Annotated in this window: 22 protein-coding genes; 9 read left to right on the top strand and 13 right to left on the bottom strand. The window is 73.9% G+C overall.

Features of this window, described 5'->3' with window-relative positions:
• Nucleotides 1-53 precede the first annotated feature (53 nt).
• A complete protein-coding gene (locus ABZ272_RS25105; protein WP_355052472.1) occupies nt 54-899 on the top strand; it encodes an arginase family protein in 846 nt (281 codons plus the stop codon).
• Here the strand turns inward: ABZ272_RS25105 and ABZ272_RS25100 are convergent.
• The 5 genes from ABZ272_RS25100 to ABZ272_RS25080 form a co-directional block, all read right to left on the bottom strand.
• Nucleotides 896-2,125 carry a glycosyltransferase gene (locus ABZ272_RS25100; RefSeq protein WP_355052364.1) on the bottom strand — a complete coding sequence of 410 codons (1,230 nt, stop codon included), beginning with the start codon at nt 2,123-2,125 and terminating at the stop codon, nt 896-898. The two genes, ABZ272_RS25105 and ABZ272_RS25100, sit on opposite strands and share 4 nt — an antisense overlap.
• Nucleotides 2,122-4,401, bottom strand: coding sequence for a glycosyltransferase family 39 protein (locus tag ABZ272_RS25095; RefSeq protein ID WP_355052363.1), 2,280 nt, complete (start codon nt 4,399-4,401; stop codon nt 2,122-2,124). Before ABZ272_RS25095 ends, ABZ272_RS25100 begins: the two co-directional genes overlap by 4 nt.
• A gap of 44 nt (nt 4,402-4,445) precedes the next feature.
• Nucleotides 4,446-5,957 carry a HAMP domain-containing sensor histidine kinase gene (locus tag ABZ272_RS25090; RefSeq protein ID WP_355052362.1) on the bottom strand — a complete coding sequence of 504 codons (1,512 nt, stop codon included), beginning with the start codon at nt 5,955-5,957 and terminating at the stop codon, nt 4,446-4,448.
• A complete protein-coding gene (locus ABZ272_RS25085; protein ID WP_355052471.1) occupies nt 5,935-6,681 on the bottom strand; it encodes a response regulator transcription factor in 747 nt (248 codons plus the stop codon). Before ABZ272_RS25085 ends, ABZ272_RS25090 begins: the two co-directional genes overlap by 23 nt.
• Nucleotides 6,682-6,782: 101 nt before the next feature.
• Nucleotides 6,783-7,013, bottom strand: coding sequence for a hypothetical protein (locus ABZ272_RS25080; RefSeq protein WP_355052361.1), 231 nt, complete (start codon nt 7,011-7,013; stop codon nt 6,783-6,785).
• A gap of 193 nt (nt 7,014-7,206) precedes the next feature.
• Here ABZ272_RS25080 and ABZ272_RS25075 point away from each other — a divergent pair, with 193 nt between their 5' ends.
• The 3 genes from ABZ272_RS25075 to ABZ272_RS25065 all read left to right on the top strand — a co-directional run bounded on the left by ABZ272_RS25075 (nt 7,207) and on the right by ABZ272_RS25065 (nt 9,730).
• On the top strand, nt 7,207-8,139 hold the full coding sequence (locus tag ABZ272_RS25075; protein ID WP_355052360.1) for a serine/threonine-protein kinase: 933 nt from the start codon (nt 7,207-7,209) through the stop codon (nt 8,137-8,139).
• Nucleotides 8,140-8,200: 61 nt separating this feature from the next.
• On the top strand, nt 8,201-8,626 hold the full coding sequence (locus ABZ272_RS25070) for an OsmC family protein (protein ID WP_355052359.1): 426 nt from the start codon (nt 8,201-8,203) through the stop codon (nt 8,624-8,626).
• Nucleotides 8,627-8,878: 252 nt separating this feature from the next.
• A complete protein-coding gene (locus ABZ272_RS25065) occupies nt 8,879-9,730 on the top strand; it encodes a hypothetical protein (protein WP_355052358.1) in 852 nt (283 codons plus the stop codon).
• A gap of 7 nt (nt 9,731-9,737) precedes the next feature.
• On the opposite strand, the gene ABZ272_RS25060 is transcribed toward ABZ272_RS25065, so the two are convergent.
• The 5 genes from ABZ272_RS25060 to ABZ272_RS25040 form a co-directional block, all read right to left on the bottom strand.
• Nucleotides 9,738-10,271: a DivIVA domain-containing protein gene (locus tag ABZ272_RS25060; RefSeq protein ID WP_355052357.1), complete on the bottom strand. Its 534-nt coding sequence runs from the start codon at nt 10,269-10,271 to the stop codon at nt 9,738-9,740.
• A 109-nt stretch (nt 10,272-10,380) separates the two neighbouring features.
• Nucleotides 10,381-10,824 carry a response regulator gene (locus ABZ272_RS25055; RefSeq protein ID WP_355052356.1) on the bottom strand — a complete coding sequence of 148 codons (444 nt, stop codon included), beginning with the start codon at nt 10,822-10,824 and terminating at the stop codon, nt 10,381-10,383.
• A gap of 70 nt (nt 10,825-10,894) precedes the next feature.
• Nucleotides 10,895-11,242, bottom strand: coding sequence for an STAS domain-containing protein (locus ABZ272_RS25050; protein ID WP_355052355.1), 348 nt, complete (start codon nt 11,240-11,242; stop codon nt 10,895-10,897).
• Nucleotides 11,243-11,353: 111 nt separating this feature from the next.
• A complete protein-coding gene (locus tag ABZ272_RS25045) occupies nt 11,354-12,400 on the bottom strand; it encodes a cobalamin-dependent protein (RefSeq protein ID WP_355052354.1) in 1,047 nt (348 codons plus the stop codon).
• Nucleotides 12,397-14,163 carry a PP2C family protein-serine/threonine phosphatase gene (locus ABZ272_RS25040; protein WP_355052353.1) on the bottom strand — a complete coding sequence of 589 codons (1,767 nt, stop codon included), beginning with the start codon at nt 14,161-14,163 and terminating at the stop codon, nt 12,397-12,399. The genes ABZ272_RS25045 and ABZ272_RS25040 overlap by 4 nt, the downstream gene beginning before the upstream one ends.
• A 178-nt stretch (nt 14,164-14,341) precedes the next feature.
• On the opposite strand from ABZ272_RS25040, the gene ABZ272_RS25035 reads away from it, so the two are divergent.
• On the top strand, nt 14,342-14,746 hold the full coding sequence (locus ABZ272_RS25035) for an STAS domain-containing protein (RefSeq protein ID WP_355052352.1): 405 nt from the start codon (nt 14,342-14,344) through the stop codon (nt 14,744-14,746).
• Between the two features lie 58 nt (nt 14,747-14,804).
• Nucleotides 14,805-15,134, top strand: coding sequence for an STAS domain-containing protein (locus ABZ272_RS25030; RefSeq protein WP_355052351.1), 330 nt, complete (start codon nt 14,805-14,807; stop codon nt 15,132-15,134).
• 81 nt (nt 15,135-15,215) lie between these two features.
• On the opposite strand, the gene ABZ272_RS25025 is transcribed toward ABZ272_RS25030, so the two are convergent.
• On the bottom strand, nt 15,216-15,530 hold the full coding sequence (locus ABZ272_RS25025; RefSeq protein WP_355052350.1) for a hypothetical protein: 315 nt from the start codon (nt 15,528-15,530) through the stop codon (nt 15,216-15,218).
• A gap of 200 nt (nt 15,531-15,730) precedes the next feature.
• Here ABZ272_RS25025 and ABZ272_RS25020 point away from each other — a divergent pair, with 200 nt between their 5' ends.
• The 3 genes from ABZ272_RS25020 to ABZ272_RS25010 all read left to right on the top strand — a co-directional run bounded on the left by ABZ272_RS25020 (nt 15,731) and on the right by ABZ272_RS25010 (nt 18,742).
• Nucleotides 15,731-16,705 carry a DUF2267 domain-containing protein gene (locus ABZ272_RS25020; protein WP_355052349.1) on the top strand — a complete coding sequence of 325 codons (975 nt, stop codon included), beginning with the start codon at nt 15,731-15,733 and terminating at the stop codon, nt 16,703-16,705.
• A gap of 82 nt (nt 16,706-16,787) precedes the next feature.
• On the top strand, nt 16,788-17,570 hold the full coding sequence (locus tag ABZ272_RS25015) for a fused MFS/spermidine synthase (RefSeq protein ID WP_355052348.1): 783 nt from the start codon (nt 16,788-16,790) through the stop codon (nt 17,568-17,570).
• A 62-nt stretch (nt 17,571-17,632) separates the two neighbouring features.
• Nucleotides 17,633-18,742 carry an AI-2E family transporter gene (locus tag ABZ272_RS25010; protein WP_355052347.1) on the top strand — a complete coding sequence of 370 codons (1,110 nt, stop codon included), beginning with the start codon at nt 17,633-17,635 and terminating at the stop codon, nt 18,740-18,742.
• Here ABZ272_RS25010 and ABZ272_RS25005 read toward each other — a convergent pair.
• Complete coding sequence (locus ABZ272_RS25005; RefSeq protein WP_355052346.1) at nt 18,713-20,014, bottom strand: NAD(P)/FAD-dependent oxidoreductase; 1,302 nt, start codon at nt 20,012-20,014, stop codon at nt 18,713-18,715. The two genes, ABZ272_RS25010 and ABZ272_RS25005, sit on opposite strands and share 30 nt — an antisense overlap.
• A gap of 54 nt (nt 20,015-20,068) precedes the next feature.
• Nucleotides 20,069-22,222, bottom strand: a complete 2,154-nt coding sequence (locus ABZ272_RS25000; RefSeq protein WP_355052345.1) for a glycogen debranching N-terminal domain-containing protein — start codon at nt 22,220-22,222, stop codon at nt 20,069-20,071.
• Nucleotides 22,223-22,231 lie beyond the last annotated feature (9 nt).

The raw sequence follows: 22,231 nt of genomic DNA, 5'->3' as shown, positions 1-22,231 counted from the left end.
CAGCCCGGCCACAGGAAGCGGCCTGCCTCGGTAGGCTGCGAAGCGTGCGCTGGATGGTCGTGGACGCGCCACTGGACTCCTCCGGCGCTCGGCGCGGCGAGGAGCGGGCGCCGGCCGCCCTGCGTCGGGCCGGCCTGCTGGACGCCCTGGCCGCCGACGACGACGGGCAGATCGACGAGGCCCGGTTGCGGGACCCGAACCGGGAGCCGGCGAGCGGGGTGATCGACGCCGCCGGCCTGGTCCAGGCCGGCGCCGCGATCAGCGCGCGGATCGGCGGGCTGATCGCGGACGGTCACCGACCGCTGGTGCTCGGCGGCGACTGCGCGATCCTGCCCGGCATCTGCCGCGCGCTGCCCCGCACGACCGAGCTGTGGTTCGTCGACGCGCATCCCGACTTCCTCGACGGCGCGACGTCGCCGACCGGCGAGGCCGCCGACATGGACCTGTCGGTGGTCACCGGGCACGGCCCGGCCGCCGCGATCGGCGTCGACGACGCGCTGCTCGACCCCGCCCGGGTGCACCTGCTCGGCCACCGACCGCCCACCGACGAGGACAGCCGTGTCGAGGCGGCCCGGATCGACCCGGCGATCCACCAGGTGCCCGCCGCCGACCTGCTGCGCCTCGGCGCCGGAGCGGTCGGGGCGGGCCTGGCCGGCGGCGGCGACGGGCCGGCCTGGCTGCACCTCGACCTGGACGTGGTGGATCCGCGCGACCTGCCGGCGGTGACCTACCCGGAGCCGGACGGGCCACGGTGGGCGGACCTCGTCGCACTGGTCACGCCGTTGGCGCGCGCCGACCGGCTGCTCGGGATGAGCGTGACCGACCTGAACCCCGACGAGGACCCCGACGGGCGGCACACCCGGCGCGTCGTCGAGGTCCTCGCGCAGATGCTGGCCTAGCTGCGCCGGTGGTGCATGCCCAGGCGCAGCAGCACGAAGCGCAGCACGGTGGCGACCAGGTTCGCGACCACCAGCACGGCCAGTTCCACCGACCGGGCGGGTACGGCGACGAGCGCGTGCAGCGCCGCCAGCGCGCCACTGGTCAACGCCAGGCCGAGGCCGAACGCCAGCAGCCCCTGCGCGTGGTGCCGACCGGCATTGCGGCTACCGGTGATCCCGAACGTCAGCCGTCGGTTCGCGGCCGTGTTCGCCACCGCCGTCAGAAACAGCGCCAGCAGGTTCGCCGGCTGCGCGCCGAGGGCGCCCCGGGTGGTCACGAACAGCAGCAGGTACGCCAGCGTGCTGGCCACCCCGACGGCGGCGAACCGGACCAGCTGCCCGGGAAGCCCGACCGGCACCTGTGCCGGTGGCGCGGCCAGCGGTGCCCGACCGAGCTGGGCACGTAGCTCGGCCAGGGGCAGCGCGCCGGTCACCAGGGACCGCCCGAGTCGACCCATCCCCCGCAGGTCGGCCAGGGCGGTGGCGACGATGTCGACGCGACTGTCCGGGTCGTCGACCCAGTCCACCGGCACCTCGTGGATGCGCAGCCCGGCCCGCTGCGCCAGCACCAGCAGCTCGGTGTCGAAGAACCACCCGGTGTCCCGCACGAGGGGCAGCAGCTCACCGGCCACGTCCGCGCGGATCGCCTTGAACCCGCACTGCGCGTCGGAGAACCGCGCGAACAGCGCGCCGCGCAGCAGCAGGTTGTAGGCCCGGGAGATGACCTCCCGTTTGGCGCCGCGCACCACCCGGGACGTACGCGCCAGCCGGGTGCCGATCGCCAGATCGGAGTGGCCGGAGATGAGCGGCGCGACCAGCGGCAGCAGCGCCGCGAGATCGGTGGACAGGTCCACGTCCATGTACGCCAGCACCGGCGCGGACGAGGCCGACCACGCGGCGGACAGCGCGCGTCCCCGACCCTTGGCGTCCAGGTGCAGCACCTCGACGCCCGGCAGTTCGGCGCGCAGGTCCTCGGCGACCGTCAGGGTGCCGTCCACGCTGGCGTTGTCGGCGACGGTGATCTGGAACGGGTACGGGAAGTGCTCGGTGAGGTGGGCGTGCAGCCGGCGTACGCACGGCCCGAGGTCGATCTCCTCGTTGTAGACGGGGATCACCACGTCCAGCACCGCCCCGGTGGTGGTGGACCGGGTCCGGACGGCGGGACGCGGGCCGCTGAGCGCGGTCACGACGCGTCCGCGCCGGTGCTCAGGTCGTAGACGGTGACCCCGTCCACGGTCTGCGCGGTGAACGTCTCCTCGACCCAGGTGGAGATCTCCTGCGAGGCCGAGCTGCCACCGTTGGCACGGAAGCCACCACCACCCACGAAGTAGTGGATCCTGTGGTCGGCCACGTAGCGCTGGAACTGGGCGAGGGTCGGTGACGGATCGCTGCCGTTGAACCCGCCGATCGGCATCACCGGATCGCCGGTGGCCAACTGATAACCGGAGGCGTTGTTGGAACCGATGGTGGCCGCCACCCAGGTGAAGTCATCGCTGTCGCGCTCGAGCAACTCGCGCAGCGCGGCGCTGGGTTCGCGGGCGTCGAGCAGACCGCCCATGCCGCCGCCGGCCTCCCGGCCACCACCGGGGAAGCCGGGTAGTTGGCCGCCGCCGCGGAAGCCACCGGGGAAGCCCGGCGCCTGACCGCCGCCGGGAGCACCGGGCGCCTGACCGCCGCCCGGGAAGCCCGGGGACCGTCCGCCGTTCTGGTTGCCGTTGCGGCCGTCGCCGCCGGGCGGCTGAGCGCCGTTGCGGCCGTCGCCGCCGGGCGGCTGAGCGCCGTTGCGGCCGTCGCCGGGGAACTGCCCGCCGCCGGGGAACGCCATCCCGCCGGGCGGTCGTCCGCCGGGGAAGCCGCCGCGGCCGAATCCGCCCGCCACCGCCGGGCCGGCGCTCGGGATCGAGCCGGTGTGCGGGGTCGCGGCGGTCTGCGCCGCGTACGCCGCCGGCCCCGCGAGGGCCGCCGCCGCGCCGACGCCCAGTGCCACGGCCCCCAGCCACCGGGGCAGTCGGACGGTCGACAGGAGCAGGGCCGCGCCGAGCAGACCGGCGACCAGGACCGCCGTGCGCAGCCACGGGTACCAGTCGGGGCTGCGCCCGAGCAGCACCCACGCCCACCAGACGGTGACCGCGAGGGTGGCGGCGAGGGTCGCCGTGGCGGCCAGCGGACGCCACCGCTGCCACCGGGACACCAGCGCCGGTTCCTCGTGCGCGTCGGCGGCCGGGGCGGGCCGCGGACGGCGCTGCCGCCAGAGCACGGTGACGCCGATGCCGACCAGCGCGCCGACGGCCGGCGCGAGCGCCACGGTGTAGTAGGCGTGGAAGATCCCGGACATGAAGCTGAAGATCAGTCCGGTCACCAGCAGCCAGCCACCCCACAGCAGCAGACCGGCCCGGGTGCGGTCGGTACGCGCGGCCCGACCGGCCACCACCAGGCCCGCGACCAGCAGGATCAACGCGGCCGGCAACAGCCAGGAGATCTGACCGCCGACCTCGCCGTCGAACATCCGCAGCAGGCCCGTCCGCCCCGAGAACGGCCCACCGCCGCCGCCCATCCGTCCGGCGCCCCCGCCGACGCTGCCCACCTCGTCGCCGGTGATCCGGCCGAGCCCGTTGTAGCCGAGGGTCAACTCCAGGATGCTGTTGCCCTGCGACCCGCCGACGTACGGACGCGCGCCGGCCGGGACGAGTTCGACGACGGCCACCCACCAGCCGGCGGACACCACCACCGCGAGACCCGCCAGCAGCAGTTGCCGTACCCGCCGCCACAGCCCGGTCGGGGCGGCCAGCAGGTAGACGCCGGCGAACACCGGCACCAGCAGGAAGGCCTGGAGCATCTTGGTCAGGAAGCCGAAGCCGACCAGCGCGCCGGCCAGCACGATCCACCGGGTGCTGGCCGTCTCCAACGCGCGCACGGTGGCGTACGCGCCGCCGAGCAGCAGGAGCACGAGCAGCGCGTCGGGGTTGTTGAAACGGAACATGAGCGTCGCCACCGGCGTGAGGGCGAGCACCACACCGGCGATCAGGCCGGCGACCGGCCCGTACCAGCGCTTCACGCTGGCGTACAGGACGCCGACGGAGGCGACGCCACAGAGTGCCTGCGGGACGAGCATCGCCCAGCTGTTGAGCCCGAAGATCCGCACCGACAGGGCCATCAGCCACAGCGAGGCGGGCGTCTTGTCCACGGTGATCGAGTTGGCCGCGTCGGAGGAGCCGTAGAAGAACGCCTTCCAGCTCACCGAGCCGGCCTGTGCGGCGGCCGCGTAGAACGAGTTGGCCCAGCCGGAGGCGCCGAGGCCCCAGAGGTAGAGCAGGCCGGTGCCCAGGAGCAGGGCCAGCAGAGCGGGCCGGGTCCAGGTCGGCGCACGGCCGGCCGGCGGCGGATGTTCCTCGGGGCGCGTGCTCGGGTGCGGCGGCCCGACCGGGTCGCCGGGCGTCGTCGACAGGGTGTCTGTTCGGTCCATGCCGCCAGCCTTGGCGGCCGAACTGGCGGAACCCCGTGCGCCGCCTATGCGTCAGCTGTGGGATCCGGCAGGCGGACGGCGAACACCGTCCGGCCGGGACGGCTGTCGACGCCGACCGTGCCGTGGTGCGCCTCGACGACGGCCGCCACGATCGCCAGGCCGAGCCCGGTGCTGCCGTGCGCCCGGGAGCGGGAGCTGTCACCCCGGGCGAACCGCTCGAACATCTCCGGTCGCAGCTGGGCCGGCACGCCCGGCCCGTCGTCGGCGACGGTGAGGACGGCGGCGTCCGCCTCCACGGCGAGAGTGGTGGTGACAGTCGTGCCGGGCGGGGTGTGCACGCGCGCGTTGGCCAGCAGGTTCGCCACCACCTGGTGCAGGCGGGCGGCGTCGCCGGGCACGCGGATGACGACCTCGGGCAGGTCGAGCCGCCAGTGGTGCTCGGGGCCGGCGACGTGCGCGTCGCTGACCGCGTCGACCACGAGGGCGGACAGGTCGACCGGGTCCGCCGCGAGCGGCCGGCCGGCGTCGAGCCGGGCCAGCAGCAGCAGGTCGTCGACGAGGCTGGTCATCCGGGCGCTCTCGGACTCGACGCGGCGCAGGGCGTGCGCCACGTCGGCGGGAACCTCGTCGCGGCCCCGCCGGGCCACCTCGGCGTACCCACGGATCGCCGCGAGCGGGGTGCGCAGCTCGTGGCTGGCGTCGGCGACGAACTGGCGTACCCGCGTCTCGCTGGCCTGCCGCGCGGCCAGCGCGTCGGCGACGTGGCCCAGCATCCGGTTCAACGCCGCGCCGACCTGGCCGACCTCGGTGCGCGGGTCGGTGTCGGCGGCCGGCACCCGGACGGCGAGCGCCACCTCGCCCCGGTCCAGTGGCAGCTCGGTGACCCGGGCGGCGGTCGCGGCCACCCGGTTCAGCGGTCGCAGCGTGGCCCGGACGATCAGCGCGCCCGCGCCACCGGCCAGGAACAGGCCGAGGCCGACGACCCCGGCCTGCGCGGCGACCAGCGCCCAGACGGTGTCCTGCACGCCGCTGAGCGGAATGCCCACGGCGACCACGACCCCGTTGGGCAGTTGCCGGGCCACCGCCCGGACGTCCCCCTGGTCGAGGGTGACGGTGCGGGGCCGGCCGTCGGTGGGCAGCGCGACCAGCCGTGCGGCGTCGGCGGCGGGCACGTCGGCGAGGCTGCCGCTCGCGGTGCTCCGCGTCGCCGTGGTGACGCCGTCGGCACGGCGTACGGCGAGCGAGCCCGGCGGGAAGCCGCGCGGAGGCTCCGGCGGGGTCGGCGCGGCCACGCCCGGCCGTGGGGCGGGCCACCCGGGGTCGCCACCCGGGCGGAACCACGGCGGCAGGTCGCGCGGCCGGTCCCCCATCGTCAACTGGGTGTCGACCTGGGCGACCAGCACGTGCCGCAGGGCCAGCGTGGTGAGCCCGCCGATGGCGACGCTGACCAGGGCGAGCAGCGCGACCAGGGCGAGCACCAGCCGGGTCCGCAGCGGTCGGCCGGCCCACCAGCGCCGCAGCCGGGCGAGTGCCCTAGTCGGCGGGTTTGAGGACATAGCCCGCGCCGCGCAGCGTGTGGATCATCGGCGGTCGCCCGGCGTCGATCTTCTTGCGCAGGTACGAGATGTACAGCTCCACCACGTTGGCCTGGCCGCCGAAGTCGTAGTTCCACACCCGGTCGAGGATCTGCGCCTTGCTGAGCACCCGACGCGGGTTGCGCATCAGGTAGCGCAGCAGCTCGAACTCGGTCGCGGTCAGCGTGACGAGCTGGCCGGCACGGCGGACCTCGTGACTGTCCTCGTCGAGGGTGAGGTCGCCGACGGTCAGCAGCGCCTCCTCGTGGGCGGCGACCGCGAAGCCCGAGCGGCGCAGCAGCGCGCGGAGCCGGGCGATCACCTCCTCCAGGCTGAACGGTTTGGTCACGTAGTCGTCGCCGCCCACGGTCAGCCCGGCGATGCGCTCCTCGACGGCGTCCCGGGCGGTCAGGAAGAGCACCGGCACGGTCGGGGCGTGCTCGCGCAGCCGACGCAGCACCTGGAAGCCGTCGAGGTCGGGCAGCATGACGTCGAGGACGACGGCGTCCGGCTGGAACTGCCGCGCGGCGCTCAACGCCGCCATGCCGTTGCCGGCGCTGCGCACCTGCCAGCCCTCGTAGCGCAGCGCCATCGAGAGCAGATCGGTAAGCGTCGCCTCGTCGTCCACCACCAGCACGCGGACCGGTTCACCGTCCGGGCGGCGCAACTCGATCCGGCCCGGCACGGTCTGCCCCTGGATGACCATGCCCCCCATCGTGGACACCTCCGCTGTGTCGCGCCTCTGCGCCGCCTGTGTGCCAGCTGTGCGGCCGGGCCGCCGGGCCACCGCTCAGCCTCCGACCGTGGTCACTCGGACACCCCGTACGCGTCGGTCCGGACGAAGCGCATGCTCCACCCGCCGTGGCCGTCGGGCTGGTCGCGCTCGTAGAGGTGGTCGGGGCCGGGCTGCGTCGGGCCGGTGCCGCCCGGATGCCGCATGATCCACCGGTGCGGAGGAGCGCCGTCCGGCTCGGCCGGCACCGCGCGGACCAGCCCGTCCGCGGGACCGCCGACGAAGCGTACGGTGACCTCGCCCATCGCGGCGCTCCTTTGCGTGACGATGCCGGCACGCTCGGTGCGTACGGCCCTGGGTCGCAAGCTACCGCACCGGGCGGCGACCCCGGTCGACGTACGGCGTGATCGACGGCCGACGCGGTTTGCCCAGCTCGGCCCCCGGGTACCGCGATTCCCAGGCCCCGCCGCCGGGTGGGACAAGGACGAGGAGCTGACGATGCGGACGCTGGACGGGCGGTACCAGCTCGAACAGCGCATCGGCGTCGGCGGGATGTCCGAGGTGTGGCGGGCCCACGATCGGGTGCTGGACCGACCGGTCGCCGTGAAGCTGATCGCGCCCGGCCCGGACGGCCACCACGACACGGTGGACCGGATCCGCACGGAGGCCCGATCGGCGGCCCGGTTGGTGCATCCGAACGTCGCGAGCGTGCACGACTTCGGCACCTCCTCGACGCTTCCCGGCCGCCGGGTCCCCTACATCGTCATGGAGCTGGCCGAGGGCGAGACCCTCGCGGCGCACCTGCGGGCGGGCCCACTGGACTGGCGCATCTCGGTACGGGTCTGCGCGGAGGTCGCCGCCGCGCTGTCCGCCGCGCACGCGAGCGGCATCGTGCACCGCGACGTCAAGCCGGCCAACGTCATGCTCACCCCGGCGGGGGTCAAGGTCCTCGACTTCGGCATCGCCACCCCGACCGGCACGGCGGACCCGATGCCCGACGGCATGCTGCTCGGCACCCCGGCGTACCTGGCGCCCGAACAGCTCGACGGCGCCCCCGCCACGCCGGCCGCCGACATGTACGCCCTCGGCGTGCTGCTCTACTACTGCCTCACCGGCCGTCTCCCCTACCGGGCCCAGAACCCGGCCGAGCTGCTGGCCGCGCGGCGGTCCCGGCCGCCCGAGCCGCTGCCGGAGGTCGACGGCCTCCCGCCCGAGGTGTCCGAGTTGTGCCGCTGCTGCCTGGAGGACGATCCCGCCGAGCGCCCGACCAGCCTGGTCACGGCCCTGCTGCTGGCCGAGGTCGTGGACGCCCGGGTGTACGTGCCGATGGCGATCCCCACCCAACGGCCACCGTCGGCGACGTCGTCGCCGTGGACCGAGCGGGCGGCGGCACAGCCCACCGAGGCGCTGTCGGTCGTCGACGCGAGCTGACCTGAGCGTTTCGCCCGCCCCCGGCCGGGTAGCCGGGCGGGTGAGCGACGGGAGGAACGCGATGCCGAGTCCGAGTTCCTGGCTGCGCGAGGCCACCGCCACCGCCGAGGGTGGCCACGTCCGAACCGATGACGGCGGGCTCTCCACGCCGCTCGCGTCGCCGCTGGCGGCGCACTGCACCGGCCTGAGACCGGAGCAGTTGTTGGCGGCGGCCTTCGCCTCCTGCCTGCACCACGCCGCCGTGGAGGCGGCCGGGGAGATCACCGACGAGGCGCACACGGTCCAGGTGCGCGCCGAGGCGAGGCTGGGGCGCGACGACGACGGCCGGTACCGAGCCGACGTGCACGCCTCGATCTCGTCGGCCGGTCTGAGCCGGGCGCAGTTGGCCGACCTGGTCGAGTACGCCGATCGGCTCTGGCCCTTCTCCAGCAGCGACAACACCCGGCACCGGCTGACGGTCAGCCCAGCCGAGAACGGCCGGCACTGAGGACCACCTTTCGGTGGATGCGACCATCGACCGGTCGGACGATGACCGAAGCGCGAGCCACAGCGACGTACGCGCATGTCCCGGTGACCGGTCTGATCAGGCGAATCGGGAATACCCGGCTCGCCTGATCGGCGAGGTTATGCCGGTATAAGCGGAGTTCGACCGGTCCCACACCATGGATTCGGGCAAATTGTGGCGCATGCCACTCTTGGGGCCGATGGCAGCGGGCAGTCGACTATCTAGCCTCGGCGGGTGCATCCCGACGACCCCACCGCCCAGAAGCTGGCCGACGCGCCCTCGACCACCCGCACGAGGGACGCCGCATCAACCGAACGGACGATCGGCCGTCACCGGGCCCCCGAACCGCCGCCGCGCCGCGCCCTGCTCGGCTCCACCCCGGTCCGGGTCGCCCTGGCCACCGGCGTCACCTGCTGCCTCGGCCTGGGCGCGTTCGCCGCCACCCGGGACGGGCAGGAAGCCCCGCAGCCCGTCCGGCCGATCGCCGACGCGCTGGCCGACCGTGCCGCCATCGCCGACGAGCGCGCCTCCCGGTCGCTGGACCGCGACATCGCCCCGGCCCGGGTCACCCCCACCCCCACGGCCTCGCCCACCCCCCGGCCCACCGTCACCCGCAAGGCCCCCAAGAAGCCGGTCAAGCCCCGCCGGCCGCGCCCGGTCGCCGGGCTCGACCAGCAGCAGATGGACAACGCGAAGATCATCGTGGACGTCGGCGTGGGGCTGAAGATGCCGCGTCGCGCCCTGGTCGTGGCGCTCGCCACCGCGATGCAGGAGAGCAACCTCTACAACCTGGCCAGCGACGTGCTGCCGGAGTCGAGCGAGTACCCGCACCAGGGCAGCGGCTCCGACCACGACTCGGTCGGGCTGTTCCAGCAGCGGCCCAGCAGCGGGTGGGGCACGGTCGCCGAGCTGATGCGCCCGTCGTACGCCGCCCGGGCCTTCTACACCGCCCTCGCCGAGATCCCCGGCTGGGAGGACATGAGCCTCACCGCCGCCGCCCAGGCCGTGCAGGTCTCGGCGTACCCCGACGCGTACGCCCCGCACGAGGACCGTGCCACCACCGTGGCGGCGGCGCTGCTGGCCTGAGGCGGTCTCAGCGGGCCGTACGCCCGGTGGGCGGCTGCGCCCCGCTGTCCCGGCCGCCGGCCGCCGCCCGGGTCGCGGGTACGCCCGTGCCGGCCGCGGCCGTGGGCGTGTCGGCCGGCACCGGCTCGACGGTCACGCCGATGAGGATCTCGTCCACCAGGGCCTCGCGGCGGCGGCGCGCGTGCAGCGCCTCTTCGAAGTCACGCCGGGCCTGCACGGCATCCGCGTACGCCTGCTCCCGGACCCGACGGGCCTCCTCACGGGCCTCGTCCAGCGCGCGGCGGGCCTGTGCCAGGATCTCGTCCGCCTCCTGACGCACCACGTCGCCGGCCCCGCGGGTGGCCGCGGCGTCGTCCAGGTCCAGTCGCTGGAGCAGCCCGCTGAGCCAGGTCGCCTCCTGGCGGATTTCGTCCCACTCCCGGGTCGCCCCGGCCGCGCCCTCCGCCCGCGCCGCGAGCCGGGACAACCTGATCCCCAGCTCATCCAGGAAGGAGTCCACCTGTCGCTGGTCGTAGCCGGTCTTCACGACGGAGAACCTCATACTGTCGCCCCCAGGCAGCCGCTGTTACTTCCCCACCTGGATCCTCGGGCGCGACGACACCTACCGAGGCGGTTCGGGAAAATTGTTCAGCATGCGCGGGACGGACGGATCAGGGGCGCTTGGGTAGCACGACCACGCGGCCGAAGAACTCGTCGATGCGGCGCACCACGTCGTTGAAGTCGTCCAGGTCGATCGGCTTGGTGACATAGGCGTTGGCCTGCAACGTGTAGCTGCCGACGATGTCGGTGTCCGCGTTGGAGGTGGTCAGCACCACGATCGGGATGGTCCGCAGATCCTCGTCCTGCTTGACCGCACCGAGCACCTGACGCCCGTCCATGCGCGGCATGTTGAGGTCGAGCAGGATCACGTCCGGCCGACGGGCCTGCAGGTGGCGACCCTCGGCCCGGAGGAACTCCATCGCCTCCTCGCCGTCGCTCACCACGTCGATGATCTTCTCGACGTCGGAGTCGGCCAGCGCCTCCTCGATCATCAGCACGTCGCCGGGATCGTCGTCGACCACCAGGATGCGTACCGGCTGCGGGCTGTCGCCCATCACTACCTGCCTCGGGTCGGCGGAGCATGGAAACCGGACGGTCACCGTGCTGGCGGGGAAATCTAGCCCATCAGAGGGCGCTGTGGGACGCCGGGTCGGCCGTGTCGGGAACGTAGCGGAGCACGTCGGCCAGACCGGTGATCCGCAACACGCGCTCGACCCGACCGGCGGCGCCGGTGATCCTCAGCCAGCCCCCGTCGGCGGCCGCCTGGTTGTCGCCCCGGACGAACACGGCCATCCCGGTGGAGTCGCAGAAGGTCAGGTCGGTGAGGTCGAGCAGCACCCGGCGCTCGCCGGCCGCGGTGAGCCGGTCGATGGCGGCGGTCAGCTCGTCCGCGGTGCTCAGGTCCAGCTCACCGGCGAGCCGCAGGCAGGCGACACCACCGTCGCGCCCGGCGTCGCTGACACTGAACGTCACCGTCTCCCCCCTCGCTCGCTCCACCGGCGGGTGGGACGTTTGCAGTGCGGCAAGTATACGCAGGGGGGTACGACGCTCCGCAGCGCGTGGTGATCGTCTGGCCCACCCGGGTCAGCCGGCGGAACGGGACGCGGCGGCCAGCCGGGCACGCCCCAGTTCCAGCGTGTGCGCGGCCCGGGGGTAGTCCCGCAACTCGGCGGCGAAGTGCTCCAGGGTCAGGGCGACGGCGCTGGCCGGCACCCGCCGGCTCGTCAGAATCTCCGCGAGCCAGTCGACGAACTCGGTGAACAGCGAGGCGTCGTCGACGTACAACGCGGCGGCCAGCGAGTCCAGGATGTGACCCAGGTCGCTCACCGTCGAGTCGAGCTGGGTGGCCGTGTACTCGCGCGTCGCCGGCGCCTTCTCCCGCAGATCGGTCAGCGCGCTGTCGATCAGATCGCCACGGCGGCGGACCAGACTCGCGTACTCGTCATCGGCCAGGTGCGCGAGTCGCGCCGCCGGCACCCGCCGCAGCGCCCGCTCGTCGGCGATCACCTCGGCTGCCGCCGGCGCGTTCGGCGCCCAGGCCGCACCGAGCCGGGCCGCCCACCGGCCGTCCGCGCCGAAGCCCCGCCCACCGACCACGACCGGCACGTCCGAACGCCGGCACGCCTCGATCATCCGGTGGGCATGCGGCAGCCGCATCGGCAGCGCGCAGGCCAGCGCGACCGCCTGCGCGTCGTTGCGGTGCAGGTACGACACGAGGTGCGCGGCCGGCACGCTGGCGCCCAGGAAGGTCACCTGCCAACCGCGGAGCCGCAGCACCTCGGCCACCAGCCGGGGCGGCAGGGCGTGCCACTCGCCGTCCATGCAGGCCACCACGACATGACCGCCCGTCGGACGCGATTTGGCGTGCGCCGCCACGGCGGCCACCACCCGCTCGCTGATGTGGGTGGCGGCGTGCTCCTGCGCCACGCTCCACTCGTTGCGGGCCCACCGCTCACCCACCTCGGCCTGTGCCGGCGCGACCAGGTCGAGCAGCACCCGCTCCGGCGGCACGCCCGCCTCCAACAGGCCGATCGCCACGTCGATCGCGGCGTACTCGTCGGCGTCGGCGAGGCAGGCCAGGTAGCCGGGGTAGGCGTCGGTCGGTTCCGTCGTCGCGGCGGGGGCGGTCACGCGGGGCTCATCCTCTGTTCGTCGGCGGTCGTCGGGGTGGGAACGGCGTGCAGGTGCCGCGCGCCACGACCGCCGGGGCTGACCGCGCGCAGCGCCAGGACGGCGATGTCGTCGTGGTCGCCGTGCCCCAGCCAGTCACAGGTGACCTGCTCGACGCGCTCGGCCAGGGCCGGCGCCGGCATGCGCTGGCAACCCGTCACGGCCGTCACCAGCCGCTCCGCGCCGAACTGCTCGTCGCCGCGACGACCCCCACGGGCCTCGGTGACGCCGTCGCTGTAGAGCAGACAGGTCTCGCCCGGCGCCAGACGTACGGTCACCTCGCCGACGCGCGGGTCGGGCACCACCCCGATCAGCATGCCGCGCAGCGGGACCGCCTCGACCTCGCCCGAGTCGCGCAGCACCAGCGGCGGCAGGTGCCCGCCCCCGGCCATCGTGAGGGTGACGCCTCCGTCGCGCTGCGGACGGGCCACGCCCAGCACGATGGTGGCGAAGCGGCCCTGGCCGTTGGCCTGGGTCGTCTCGAACAGGGCGTCGTTGAGCAGCCGCAGCAGCCGGCCCGGGTGGGACTCCACCCGGTGCAGCGCCTGCAGGCACTGGCGGAGCTGACCGGTGAACACGGCCGCCTCGACGCCCTTGCCGGAGACGTCGCCGAGGAAGAAGACGGAACCGCCGTCGGCGAGCCGGTGCGAGCCGTAGAAGTCGCCGCCGATGCGCAGTCCCGCCTGCGCCGGACGGTACGCGGTGCCCCACTGCACGCCCGCGGTCTCGGTCGGCTCGACCGGCAGCAGGCTGGCCTGCAGGGTGTCGGCGACCTCCGCCTGGTCGCGGTAGAGCTGGGCGGTGGTCAACGCCGCGCCGGCCCGGGCCGCGAACGCCCTGATCAACTCGACGTCGTCCTCGTCGTACCAGCGGCTGGAGCGCCGGGCGACCAACAGCACCCCGACGGGGGTGTCGCGGCCGGGCAGCGGGACGACGCGGGCGGTGCTGTCGACGCCGGTGAGGCCGGGCAGCCAGCCGGCGTCGACCGCCTGCTCCACCAGCCAGTCGACCGTGTGCGGCTCGACACCGGTCAGCCCGTCGGCGATGGCCGGCGGGAGGGTGCCGCCGGTCAGGACGCCGCTGTCGACCATCGGAGCCTCGTCGTCGACCCGGGTGGCCCGCCACCAGCGGCCCCGCCCCGCGCGGGGCGCGAGCACCAGCACCGCCACCTCGGCCAGGGTCGGCACGGCGAGTCGGACGACTGCGGCGGCGGCCCGGTCGGGGTGCAGCGGGTTGCCCAGCTTGTCGCCCACCACGGCCAGGAAGGCGGACCGGGCCCGCTCGGCGAGCAACGCGTCGGCCCGGCTGACGCTCTCGGTGACGTCCTCGACGTACCAGCAGCAGCGGCCGGCGGACAGCGGCACCCGGCGGGCGGTGAGCCGACGGTCGTGGTGGGTGAAGTTTCCGGGCACGCCGTCGCCCAACCCCGGCACGCCGGACGCGGCCAGCGGTTCACCGGGTACCACCTCGGGCAACAGCCGCTCGGCCACCGGGCTCACGTGCCGGACGACACCGTCCGCGTCGCAGACCACCAGGCCCTCGCGGAAGTGTTCGACGACCTCGGACCAGTCCGGACTGGCCGGGTCACGGTCGGGGGCCAGCGGCGCCAGCGCGGGCGCGGGCCAGGACGGTGCGGCGGCGGACCACGCCGGGGCCCGTGTGGTACTCGGCGTGGAGATCCGTCCGTCGCCCGGGTCCCAGTCCCTGACGTCGGAAGCAGTCACCAGCTGAGCCTCACTCCTTGTCGTCCACCGAACGTGCACCTGGCCACCCACCCTACGCCGGTGCGCCGTGACCGGCATCCGACAGCAGGTCGGGCCCCGGTTCCGGTAGCGAGCGGCCCCCCTCGACGGTTGTTACGATCCCCTCGCACCGGCCAGAGAATCCGGCGGGCGAAAGGGCGTGATCGTGCTGTTGGAAGGGCGTAGACCCGAGGCGAAGCCACTGATCCTGTCGGTCGACAGGTCCGAGCCCGACCTGCCCCTGATCCGCGTCGCCGGCGAGCTCGCGTACGCGACCTCGGCCCCTCTGCACGCCGAGATCGACCGGATCCTGGCCGACGCGCCACGCGCGATCGTGCTGGACTTCGCCGATCTGACCTTCATCGACAGCACCGGCCTCGCCGTCATCGTGCACGCCTGGCGGGAGGGTCAGGCGGTCGGCGCCGGGCTCCGGCTGCGCTCGGTCCCCCGCTTCCTGGCGACGATCCTGGACATCACCGGCGTGGCGACGCTCATCGGTCGGCCGTTGCCCACCGCCCGTCCGGAGGACGGCCCCGACGCCGAGGCGTCCCCCGCCACGGCGTGATCCGGCGACGCGCGGCCCCATAGTTTGCGTTCCGCGCGCGGACTGGGAACATGGTGCAATGCCCCACCAGCTGTTGACCATCGAGGTGAGCCGGCCCGACGCCGGTCACGTCCGGCTCCGGCTGACCGGCGATCTCGACTACGACACCGCGCCCGAGCTGGTGGCCGCCGCAGCCGGCCTGCACGGCGAGCAGCAGGTGACGATCGACCTGAGCGGCGTCGGCCTCTGCGACTCGTCCGGGCTCAGCGCCCTGCTGCTCGCGCGTCGGAGCGTCGGCGCGATCCAGCTCACCGGGGTCAGCCCGCAGATCCAGCAGTTGCTGGACCGCACCGGCCTCACCGAACTGCTGGCCGTGCAGGGCGACGACGACCTGCGCGCCACCGGCTGACGGGCGCACCGAGCGACCACCCCACGCGCGAGGGGGGTGGCCCCCGACCCTGGGACCTGGGGCCGGGGGCCGGAGAAATGCCTAGGGCGCGGTCATCGGCTGGAGTCGAGGCCCGCCATCGCGCAGTTCGACGGTCGACGGAGGTTCGATGTCGTCGGGTTCCCCCGAGTCGGGCGTCTGGTACAGGTAGCGGACAAACTCCCCACCCGCCTCGTTGTCGTCCGCACCCGGCCACTGGCCGATGCAGTCCATTCCGACCACTTCCCGGCCGGTTCCGTCGGCCTCCTCCAACAGCGCCCACAGGCTCACCGGGTAGCACCGGGTGGCGTCGGGCGTGAGCTGCCAGCGGGCGTACCAGCCGGGTCGAGCGGGAACGATCTCGACGATCCGTTTCATGACGACCTTCCTTCCGCGTACCTCGGAAGAACTGCCTCCTGCCCCGATCCTGCGGGCCGCACGGGTGAGCGCCCCTCACCCCGGGCGGATGAAGCCCGGCCCACGCTCAGCCCTACTCGGCCGGCAGCGTCCGTTTCGGCTCCCGGGACGGCGGGAACGCGACCGTCGCAGGATCGATCCCCAGCGGAAGGGGCGTCACCATGCGCAAGCAGATGGAGGGCGACAACCAGCGCCGCCGGGCGTTGGCCCGGCAGGCCCGCGAACAGGGCGGCCAGCCCAGCGAGTACGGCGCGAGCCTGAGCGCCTCCAAGCAGCTCACCAGCCTGGACCAGAGCAGACGGGCCGGACCGCCGCCGGCCGGACGGCACAAGGCGGACACCACGCGTGGTGGACCGGCCCCGCCGTCGAGGGGTACCCCGGACAATCCGCGACCGCAGCCGCCTCCCGGGGGCGCGGCCGGTGTGACAAGTCTGGGCTACCAGGATCTGGTCGAGGACGTCCGACGCCGGTCCGGGGTCGACTTCCGGACGGCGAAGGTGGGCGCCGAGGCGACCGTCCTGGTGCTGGCCTTCGCGCTCGACGTGGCGGAGCGGCAACGGCTGCTCGCCGCCGTGCCGAACTCGCTGCACGACGTCGTGCCCGTGGACGGCATCGAGCGGCACCGCGACCTGCCCGGCTTCCTGGCCGAGGTGGGCCGGATCAGCGGGCGTACGCCGGAGCAGGCCCGCTACCAGGCGGAGGCGACGATGGCCGCGCTCGCCGACCAGGACGGCGACCTGATCGAGTCCCTGCACGTCCCCGACGGCCTGCGGGAGCTGCTGAACCCGCCGGCGGCCGGCGGCGGCATCGTGGGGGCCTCCACCACCACGCCCACCCTGGACGAGGAGCAGGTCCAGGCGGCGCTGGACGACCTGCCGTACTGGGCCGGCGACACCACCGGCCTGTACCGGGTGGTCGCGCTGCCCCCGGACAACCTCGACCGGGTGCTCGCCCGGCTCGACCGGCTGCGTCAGGAGACCGGCCGGGGCCCGAGCATCGGGCGGCCCGGCGACACGGTAGCCGTGCTGACCGTCCGCACGAACCAGGCGGACGGGGTGAGCGCGCTGGACGTGGACCTGGCCCACGCGATCGACGACGCGATCGACGAGGCGGGCGCCGGGATGGCCGGCGGCTGACCGCCGTCGTGACGTACACGGGCCGGCGGACGCGGGTGCTCCCGCTCCGCCGGCCCGTCGGGCGCTCGGTTAGCGTGCCCTCATGAACCGCGCCGCCGACCGGTTGGAGTTGGTCGCCGATCCGGTCCGCAGGACCGGACGGACGCTGCTCTCCGCCGGCGTCGAGCAGTCGTACGTGGACGTCGAGGATCCCCGGCACCTGCACTTCGAGTACGTCCGCCGGATCGCGTCGGCCGTGGAGCTGGCAGCGCCGGCCGGCGTACCCCTGGACGTGTTGCACCTCGGCGGCGGCGCGTTGACGCTGCCCCGCTGGCTGGCCGCCACCCGGCCGGGCTCGGAACAGCGGGTCGTGGAACGGGACCGGGCGGTTGTCGACCTGGTGGCGCGGGAGCTGCCGCCGCTGCCACCCGAGGTGCGGGTGGAGGTCGGCGACGCGCGGGAGGCGGTCACCGCCACCGAGGCGGACGCGTACGACCTGGTGATCGCCGACATCTACCGGGCCGCCCGGATGCCCGGGCACGTCCGCACCGTGGAGTTCGCCGCCGAGGTGGCCCGTGTCCTGCGGCCCGGCGGGTTCTACCTGGTCAACGTGACGGACCTGCCACCGCTGGTCGGCACCCGGGTGCAGGTGGCGACGCTGCGGGCGGTCTTCGGGGACGTCTGCGTGTTCGGCGACCGCCGGATGCTGCGTGGTCGGCGCTACGGCAACCTGGTGCTCGCCGCGACGCACCGCCCCGGCGGGCTGCCGGTCGGTCGGCTCGCCGTGGCCGCGCTGCGCGACCCGATCGCGGGTGGGCTGCTGCACGCCGCCGCCCTCGACACCTTCGTGGCCGGCGCGCACCCACTTCTCGACACCGACGTCTGAGGGAGCGCCAACCGTCCCGCAATGCCGGGTTTCCTGCGGTCTGGGCGGGGAAGGCCCGGCGGGTGAGCAACGTCGACGATCGGGCCACCGCCCGCCGGACCCTGGTCGTGATCGCGCTGGTGCTGGCCGCCGCGCTCGCGCTGGCCTTCGTGTACGCGACCCGTCGGGTGCTCGTCTGGGCGGTGGTGGCCGCCTTCTTCGCGGTCGCGCTCAAACCGGCCGTGGACCGGCTGCAACGCCGGTTCGTCCGCCGCCGGGCGCTGGCCACGCTGCTCGTCTTCCTCGCCGCGTTCGTCGTGCTGGCGGTCCTCGCCACGGTGATCCTGGTGCCGCTGTTGGACGAGGTGGGCCGGTTCGCCGAGCGGGGGCCCGAGCTGCTGCGCGACGCGCGCGCCGGGCGCGGTCCGCTGGGTCAGTTCCTGGAACGCACCGGGGTACGGCGCTACGCCAGCGCGCACGCGGACGAGCTGCGGAACGCCGGAGCGCGGTTGCGGCAACCCGCCGTCGGGGTGCTGCGCGGCGTGGCGGAGGGGATCGCGGGGCTGGTCACGGTCGTCGTGCTGGCGTACCTCATGGTGTTGGAATCGCCGCGGATCACCCGTGGCGTGCTCGCGGTGGCCGGGGACGGTCCGGGCGAGCGGTTGCGCCGCGTCGGCCGGGAGGTGTCCCGCACGGTCACCGGCTACCTCACCGGCAACCTGCTGATCAGCGTGATCTGTGGCGCGTTGACCTTCCTGGTGTTGAGCCTCACGGGGGTGCCGTTCGCCGGGGTGATCGCGCTGCTCGTCGCGGTGGCCGACCTGATACCGCTGGTGGGCGCGACGATCGGCGCGGTGCTCGCCGCCGGGGCGGGGTTCCTGCACTCCCCCACCGCCGGCGTCGTCGTGCTCGTCTTCTTCGTCGTCTACCAGCAGGTGGAGAACCACCTGCTGCAACCCCTCATCCTGGCCCGGGCGGTCCGGCTCAACCCGCTGACCGTGCTGCTGAGCCTGCTGCTCGCGGCGGAGTTGGCCGGGCTGCTCGGCGCGCTGCTGGCCATCCCCGCCGCCGGCATCGTCCAGATCCTGCTGCGCGAGTACGGCCCGCGACGGGCGGACCCGCCCCGCCCGGAGGACCCGGCGCGGCGGGCGGAGCCTCCCCGCTCAGCGACCGCGCGCCGCGACCTCGGGTGAGGTGCTCTCCAACGGCACCGCGTTCGCCGGGACCAGCCCCAACTGCACCGCCGAGCGGGTGAGCGCGGCGTCGAGCACCCAGTCGGCCCCCACGCGGGTGCGGTTACCCGGCATCGCCATCAGGTGGTACGCCCGGGTGACCGCCTTGGCGGGCAGCCCGGCCAGGTTGACCTGTAGCGGGTTCGCGGCGGCGTCCTTGCCACCCAGGTCGACCACCCAGCCCAGGTCGTGGTGCTTGTACGGCCGGCGCTTGCCGAACCCGTACGACGCGGCGATGTTGTGCGCCACCCGCTTGCCCTGCCGCTCCGCGTGCTGCGCCGTCATGCCGCAGATCTGCCCCGGGTTGACCAGGTCGGGCACGGCGGCCGCGTCACCACAGGCGAAGACCTCCGGATAGCCGGGGACGTTGAGGTACTCGTCGGTGACCAGCCGGCCCCGCTCGGTGCGCAGCCCCAACTCGTTGACGAACGGGTCGGGCCGTACGCCCACGCACCACACCAGCGTGCAGGTGGGGACGTACTCGCCGTCGGTGAGCTTGACCCCGTCGCAGGTCGCCTCGGCCACCGAGGTGCCCATCCGCACGTCCACTCCGCGCTTGTTGAGCACCTTGTGCGAGGTGTCGGACATTCTCTTGTCCAGCTCCGGCAGCACGCGGGGGGCGACGTCGAGCAGCATCCAGCGGGGCCGGACGGTCAGCCGGGGTCGCTGCGCGTGCAGGGCGTCGGTGAACAGTTGGCCGTGCGCGGCGACCTCGGTGCCGGTGTACCCCGCACCGACCACCACGAAGGTGGAGCGGGCCCGCTGCTCGGCCGGGTCCTCGGCCTGCTCGGCCAACTCCACCTGGCGGACGATGTGGTCGTGCAGGTAGACGGCCTCGGGCAGGCCGCGGAAGCCGTGCGCGTACTCGGTGACGCCCGGGATGGGGAGCAGCTTGTTGACGCTGCCCACGGCGAGGACCAGCCGGTCGTACGCCAGGCGGTTCTTCTCCCCCTCGGGTTGGGTGAAGCCGACCCAGCGGTTCTGGAGGTCGACGTGGTCCGCCTCGCCGATCACGACCCGGACGCCCTTGAGGGTCCCGGTCAGCGGCACGGCGATGCGCGACGGCTCGACCACCCCGGCCGCCACCTCGGGCAGCAGCGGCAGGTACAGGAAGTAGTCGGTGGAGTTCAGCACCACGATCTCGGCCCGGTCCCGGGCGATCCGGCTCAACGTCTTCGCCGCGTGGTAACCGGCGAACCCGGCCCCCACGATCACCACACGAGGTTTCGTCATTGCCGGCCGTTTCCCGTCGCAGCCCAGGACAAACGTCGAAGCGCAGGCGCGCGGTCAGCTCCGCTCGATCCAGACGTGGCCGCTGGAGCCCGTCGCCTCTACACCCCACTCCTGACCGAAGGCCCGCACCCGGTTGGCCGAGATCCGGCCGATCTCCGGTGGAACCGCCGGGTCGAGCACGAGCCGACCCTCGACCGGGTTGAGCCCCAGCATCGCGCGGACCAGCGCCAGGGGCGCTCCGGCCGCCCACGCCTGTGGGCTGCACGCGGTGGGATACGGGATGGCGAACAGCAGCCGTTGTCGGTCGGACCCGCTGAGCGCCTCGGGCAGTCGGTGATCGAACTGCTCGGCAGCGTCGATCATCGCCAGGCTGACCCGGTTCGCCTCGGCCCGGTAGCCGTAGCGGGCCAGGCCGAGGGCGATCAGCGAGTTGTCGTGCGGCCAGACCGTGCCCAGGTGGTAGCCGAGGGGCCGGTAGAGGCGTTCCTCGGCGGACAGCGTCCGGATGCCCCAGCCGGAGAACATGTCGGGCGACATGAGCTGGCGCACCACCGCGTCCGCCCGCCCCGGCGGCACGATCCCGCTCCACAACAGGTGACCCATGCTGGACGTCTTGGAGTCGACCACGTTCTTGTCGCCATCGAGGGCCACCGCGTAGTAGCCGCCCCGCTCGTCGATCCAGAAGTCCCGGTTGAACCGCTCGTACAGGGTGCCGGCCTCGTCGCGCAGCCGTGCCGCCAGGGTGGGGTCGCCCAGCGGGCCGTCGAACAGCTCGGCCAGCCGCACCTTCGCGTCGAAGGTGTAGCCCTGGACGTCGGCCGTTGCCAGCGGCAGCACCGGGATACGCCCGTCGGCGAAGCAGACGCCGTCCGGCGAGTCCCGCCAGCACTGGTTGCCCAGCCCCTCCGGAGACCGGGTGGCATACTCCACGAAGCCGTCGCCGTCGCGGTCGCCGTACTCGTCGATCCACCGCAGCGCGGCCAGCGCGTTGTCGCGCAGGTGCCGGACGGTCTCGTCGTCGCGGGTCCACCGCCAGTACTCCGAGAGCAGGATCAGCCAGAGCTGGGTGGCGTCGGCGGTGCCGTAGTAGGGGCCGTACGGCTTCTGGCCGGTACGGGTCAGCTCGCCGCTGCGGGCCTCGTGCAGGATCTTGCCCGGCTCCTCGTCGGTGAAATCGTCACAGGCCTCGCCCTGTAGTCGGGCGAGCGCGAGCAGCGCCCCCTTCGCCAGCGCCGGCCCGGCCACCAACGTCTGGTACGCGGTGATCAGCGTGTCCCGCCCGAAGACGCTCAGGAACCAGGGCAGCCCCGCGCCGGGCAGCAGGATCCGCTGACCTTTGACCTCCAGGTCGAGCCGCAGCGCGGCCAGGTCGTCGCGGGACTGGCGGACGGTGCACTCCAGCGCCTGGCTGTCGCTGCGCAGCACGGCCCGATCCTCGGTCCACCGGCGCAGCGGGTCATCGGCCCTGCCTTGGAGGACGTCGATGATGTCGCCCCGCACCGGTTCGACCACTCCCAGGCCCGGCGCCAGCGGCACGTGTAGGTCCACCAGCCAGTCCTCGCGCGGACGCAGGTGCAGGTCCCAGACCAGATCGTCCCCCTCGATCCGGTCCGCCGGGGTCGCGCAACGCACCCGGGTCTCGGCGGTGAAGTCTCCGTTGCGGTAGGAGAAGCACAGCTCGGAGCCGTCGGCGGCGTGGCCGCGGACGATCTGCGCGGAGCGGTCCCGGACCACGGACTTGACCTCGAACAGGTCGGCGAAGTCCACGTCGACGGCGAGGCGCAGCTCCACCCGCACCGGCTCGGGCTGGTACGACACCAACTCCACCCGCTCGTGGAAGCCGTCGCTGACGTAGCGCAACCGCCGGATGGCGAGACCGTTCGGCGCCAGCCCGGGCAGTTCCGGGTTGGTGAGCACGTACTGCGCGGAGTAGTGCTCGATGGTCCTGGCCCGCAACACCAGCAGCTGACCACCGTTGACGGTGAGGGTCCAGCCGCTGATCAGGCGGGTGTCCAGGTGCACGAGCCCGCCGATGCTGCCGGGTGGCACGTCGCCGCGCGCGTCGGAGTAAAGGAAGGTGGGGCCGCTGAGCACGGCGAGCGAGTTGGGGCCCAGCTCGGGCGGCATCGCGCGCTGGTCACCACTCTCCCCCGTCGCGGAAGCCACGCCCGCGGTCGGGTTGGCGGGGGTCGCGCGCAGGACAGCCATGGCACCCAC

The sequence above is a fragment of the Micromonospora sp. NPDC005979 genome (genome assembly GCF_040614415.1).
Lineage (GTDB): Bacteria > Actinomycetota > Actinomycetes > Mycobacteriales > Micromonosporaceae > Micromonospora.
The sequence above is the reverse complement of the archived record's forward strand: the minus strand, read 5'-3'. Positions and strand labels throughout refer to the sequence as shown.

What these genes read in the sequence shown, in the direction of transcription:
- ABZ272_RS25105 (WP_355052472.1), top strand. Translation starts at nt 54, where the DNA reads ATGGTCGTGGACGCGCCACTGGACTCCTCCGGCGCTCGGCGCGGCGAG.
- ABZ272_RS25095 (WP_355052363.1), bottom strand. Translation starts at nt 4,401, where the DNA reads ATGGACCGAACAGACACCCTGTCGACGACGCCCGGCGACCCGGTCGGG.
- ABZ272_RS25090 (WP_355052362.1), bottom strand. Translation starts at nt 5,957, where the DNA reads ATGTCCTCAAACCCGCCGACTAGGGCACTCGCCCGGCTGCGGCGCTGG.
- ABZ272_RS25085 (WP_355052471.1), bottom strand. Translation starts at nt 6,681, where the DNA reads ATGGTCATCCAGGGGCAGACCGTGCCGGGCCGGATCGAGTTGCGCCGC.
- ABZ272_RS25080 (WP_355052361.1), bottom strand. Translation starts at nt 7,013, where the DNA reads ATGGGCGAGGTCACCGTACGCTTCGTCGGCGGTCCCGCGGACGGGCTG.
- ABZ272_RS25075 (WP_355052360.1), top strand. Translation starts at nt 7,207, where the DNA reads ATGCGGACGCTGGACGGGCGGTACCAGCTCGAACAGCGCATCGGCGTC.
- ABZ272_RS25070 (WP_355052359.1), top strand. Translation starts at nt 8,201, where the DNA reads ATGCCGAGTCCGAGTTCCTGGCTGCGCGAGGCCACCGCCACCGCCGAG.
- ABZ272_RS25060 (WP_355052357.1), bottom strand. Translation starts at nt 10,271, where the DNA reads ATGAGGTTCTCCGTCGTGAAGACCGGCTACGACCAGCGACAGGTGGAC.
- ABZ272_RS25055 (WP_355052356.1), bottom strand. Translation starts at nt 10,824, where the DNA reads ATGGGCGACAGCCCGCAGCCGGTACGCATCCTGGTGGTCGACGACGAT.
- ABZ272_RS25030 (WP_355052351.1), top strand. Translation starts at nt 14,805, where the DNA reads ATGCCCCACCAGCTGTTGACCATCGAGGTGAGCCGGCCCGACGCCGGT.
- ABZ272_RS25025 (WP_355052350.1), bottom strand. Translation starts at nt 15,530, where the DNA reads ATGAAACGGATCGTCGAGATCGTTCCCGCTCGACCCGGCTGGTACGCC.
- ABZ272_RS25020 (WP_355052349.1), top strand. Translation starts at nt 15,731, where the DNA reads ATGCGCAAGCAGATGGAGGGCGACAACCAGCGCCGCCGGGCGTTGGCC.
- ABZ272_RS25015 (WP_355052348.1), top strand. Translation starts at nt 16,788, where the DNA reads ATGAACCGCGCCGCCGACCGGTTGGAGTTGGTCGCCGATCCGGTCCGC.
- ABZ272_RS25005 (WP_355052346.1), bottom strand. Translation starts at nt 20,014, where the DNA reads ATGACGAAACCTCGTGTGGTGATCGTGGGGGCCGGGTTCGCCGGTTAC.
- ABZ272_RS25000 (WP_355052345.1), bottom strand. Translation starts at nt 22,222, where the DNA reads ATGGCTGTCCTGCGCGCGACCCCCGCCAACCCGACCGCGGGCGTGGCT.